Consider the following 3,014-nt stretch of genomic DNA (forward strand, 5'->3'; position numbering starts at 1 on the left):
GGCGCGTGCGTTTTGAGCACGACGGCTGCGAACACTTCTCCGTCCGCGACGACGGCACCTTCGGATGATCTACGGCTACGAAATTCTTGCCAGAGCCGCTTTTCTCCCCAGTTGCGTACGGACGAACGTCCCCAGCTCTGGCCGCGGGTGGCGGCAGCACGGCAGAGGATCTCGGTTGAGATCGATGCCCCGACCAGGGACACTCGCGCGATGAGCCCCAGCACATCGTCTGAACCGATCGAGCGCGGGTGGGACGAGCCCTGGTATCGGGTCCGTATGGAGGGTTTCGAAGCGTCGTTCCTGCCTAGCGACGGCGAGGACTTGGACGAGGTCTGCAACGTCGATGTCCTCGTGACTCTGGAGAATGGATCTCGTTGGACTGCGACCGTGTTCACCGTCGTGGAAGTCGAGCGCCTGATGAAGCTCTGGGCAGGGACCGACGAGGCCCTCGGGGGCCGGTACTTCTGGGTCTCGGACGGCCTGATCGTCAGGGATCCCGGCATCGACAGCATGACCGGCGTGATCGCCGGCCTGATCGAGAACGGCGAGTTCTCCGAGATCTTTCAACGGGTGATCAACGACTGATCAAGTGTTCGTCCGCTGGAAACGACGTGGGTGGTCAGGCCACGTCGTTCTCTCGCTCGATCGCCTTGAGGCGGTTCTTGAGCCGGTAGCTGGGGCCGTTGATGGAGATCACTTCGCAGTGATGGAGGAGGCGGTCGAGGATGGCGGTGGCGAGGACCTCGTCGCCGAAGACCTGGCCCCATTCGCTGAAGGTCTTGTTCGAGGTCAGGATGATCGAGCCCTTTTCGTAGCGCTTGGAGATGACCTGGAAGACCAGGTTCGCCTCGGCGCGTTCGAGGGGCTGGTAGCCGACCTCGTCGACCACAAGGACGCTGGGCCGCAGGTAGGTGCCGAGCTTGTTCGTCAGACGGCCTGCGGCCTCGGCGGCTTTGAGGTTGCGGACCATGTCGTCGAGGCTGGTGAAGTAGATCGAGTAGCCGGCCCGGCAGGCCGCCACCGCCAGGGCGACGGCGATGTGCGTCTTGCCGACCCCGGGCGGCCCGAGCAGGGCGGCGTTCGCCTTGCCGTCGACGAACGAGAGGGTGGCGAGGTCCTTGACCTTGCGCGGGTTCAGGTCGGGCTGGAAGGAGAAGTCGTACTCGTCGAGCGTCTTGTGGTGCGGCAGCTTCGACAGTCGCAGGCCCTGACGGAAGCGGCGGTCGTCACGGACGGCCAGTTCCTCGGACAGGACCAGGTCGAGAAAGTCGAGATAACCCATCTTGCCCTCGTCGGCCCGCTGGGTGTACTCGTTGATCGTTTCGGCCAGGTGGGGCAGGCCGAGCTTGCCGGCCGTGTTGCGGATGCGGGTGGAGACCAGCTCGCTCAAGACGTTTCCCTCGTGCTCGGACGGGTGGTGAAGGGACGGGTGCCGGTCAGTTCGTCATAGACCGACAGCGGCCGGCGGCCGACCTCGATGCGGGTGGCCGCGGCCCGGTTCAGCAGGGCCTGCAAGGGGCCGGCCTCCTCGCCCCGAGGACGCTTCTGGCGAGGGTGGGGCGGGACATCGCCGGTGGTGGTGCGGCGTCCCTTGCCGGTGGGCAGACCATCCCAGTGAGTCTCATCGACGACGCGGGCCCCGCGGCCGATCGCCCGCGGGTGGGTGGCCAGCAGCGTCTCGCCACCGGCGTCGGCGATGGTGGAATGCAGCATGACCTGCGATTTTGTGGCCCGGATCTCCACCAGCTGACGCGGTCGGACCCTGCGGGCGGGCACCGAGTAGAGGTTGCCGCCGAAGGCGACCAGGCAGTCCTTGCCGACCGGCCGCAGATGCCGCTCGGCTACCAGATACGGCGTCTCCGGCAGCGGTTTGAGTGCGAGGTGGTCGCGGGCCGCCCGCTCTCCGATGACCTGCTGGTGAGTCCTGTGGGCCTGAGCCCGCCGCTGCGGCACCCAGGCGGCGAAGGCGGCGTCCATCTCCTCGATGGAGGAGAAGGACCGGCCGGACAGGACGCGGTCACGGACGATGAGGACTTGGCGTTCGACGCGTCCTTTGCCGGTGGGCCGGTAGGCGGCCAGGACATCGATGTCGAAGTCGTAGTGGCCGGCGAACCCGACCGCTTCCGGATGCAGCGGGACCGCCTCGCCCGGGGCGACGTGGCGGCGGACGACGGTCTTCGTGCGGTCGTAGACGATCGTCATCGGGACGCCGCCGAAGTGGGCGAAGGCCCGGCGGTGGCAGTCGAAGAACGTCTGCAGGTCCTGGCTGGTGGTGAAGCAGCAGAACGGGTCGCGCGAGTACGACAGCGTCATGTGGAACGAGTAGACCTTCGGGATCCCCATGTGGGCGAGGAGCTTGCCCTCGTCGCCCCAGTCGACCTGGGCCTGGGCGCCGGGGACCACCTCGAACCGGCGGTGCATGCCAGCGAGTTCCTTCGGGGTGATCCCGAGCTCCTCGGCGATGCGAGGCCGGGCTTCCTGGACGTAGAGCTTGACGCGCTGGTAGCTGCCGGTGAACCCGTACTCCGCCACCAGCCGCCCGTGGATCACCGCCGCTTTCATCAGAATCTCGGCCCGCAGCATCGAGTCGACCAGCGGTGCGAACTCGTCGATCACCCTCGCCTTCGACCGGCCGTTCGGCGACCGCCGTGGCGGGGTCGCCGGCCCCGGTGCCGACAGATACTTGCGGACCGTCTTCCGGTCCAGCCCAGTCTCCCGGGCCACCTCCGACAGGCTAATCGCCCCGGACTCCAACAGGCTCCGGAAGCGACGCAATTCCAACCAACGATGCGGATCCAGGACCACCGTCGACCGCCTTCCGCCGCCTCTCACCGACCAAGCAGCAGAGTGCCGAGCAACAGGTCTCAACGCATCCGCAACTGTCCCTTTTCATCCGTACGCGGGTGGGGACGTTCACGGCTCTGGCAAGAATTTCGTAGCCGTAGATCATCCGAAGGTGCCGTCGTCGCGGACGGAGAAGTGTTCGCAGCCGTCGTGCTCAAAACGCACGCGCC

3 protein-coding genes are annotated in these 3,014 nt (G+C 66.7%); 1 reads left to right on the forward strand and 2 read right to left on the reverse strand.

Annotated features, from left to right (window positions below):
• Positions 1 to 210 precede the first annotated feature (210 nt).
• Complete coding sequence (locus KUM38_RS29705; RefSeq protein ID WP_217133791.1) at positions 211 to 585, forward strand: hypothetical protein; 375 nt, start codon at positions 211 to 213, stop codon at positions 583 to 585.
• Positions 586 to 619: 34 nt separating this feature from the next.
• On the opposite strand, the gene istB is transcribed toward KUM38_RS29705, so the two are convergent.
• The gene (gene istB, locus KUM38_RS29710) at positions 620 to 1,390 is read right to left on the reverse strand and encodes an IS21-like element helper ATPase IstB (RefSeq protein WP_217133793.1); all 771 of its coding nucleotides are present in this window, start codon (positions 1,388 to 1,390) and stop codon (positions 620 to 622) included.
• Positions 1,387 to 2,805, reverse strand: a complete 1,419-nt coding sequence (istA, locus tag KUM38_RS29715; protein ID WP_217133795.1) for an IS21 family transposase — start codon at positions 2,803 to 2,805, stop codon at positions 1,387 to 1,389. The genes istB and istA overlap by 4 nt, the downstream gene beginning before the upstream one ends.
• Between the last annotated feature and the right edge of the window lie 209 nt (positions 2,806 to 3,014).

Origin of the sequence: Streptomyces sp. AC558_RSS880 (assembly GCF_019049255.1) — a bacterium.
Taxonomy (GTDB): Bacteria; Actinomycetota; Actinomycetes; order Streptomycetales; family Streptomycetaceae; genus Streptomyces.

What these genes read in the sequence shown, in the direction of transcription:
- KUM38_RS29705 (WP_217133791.1), top strand. Translation starts at nt 211, where the DNA reads ATGAGCCCCAGCACATCGTCTGAACCGATCGAGCGCGGGTGGGACGAG.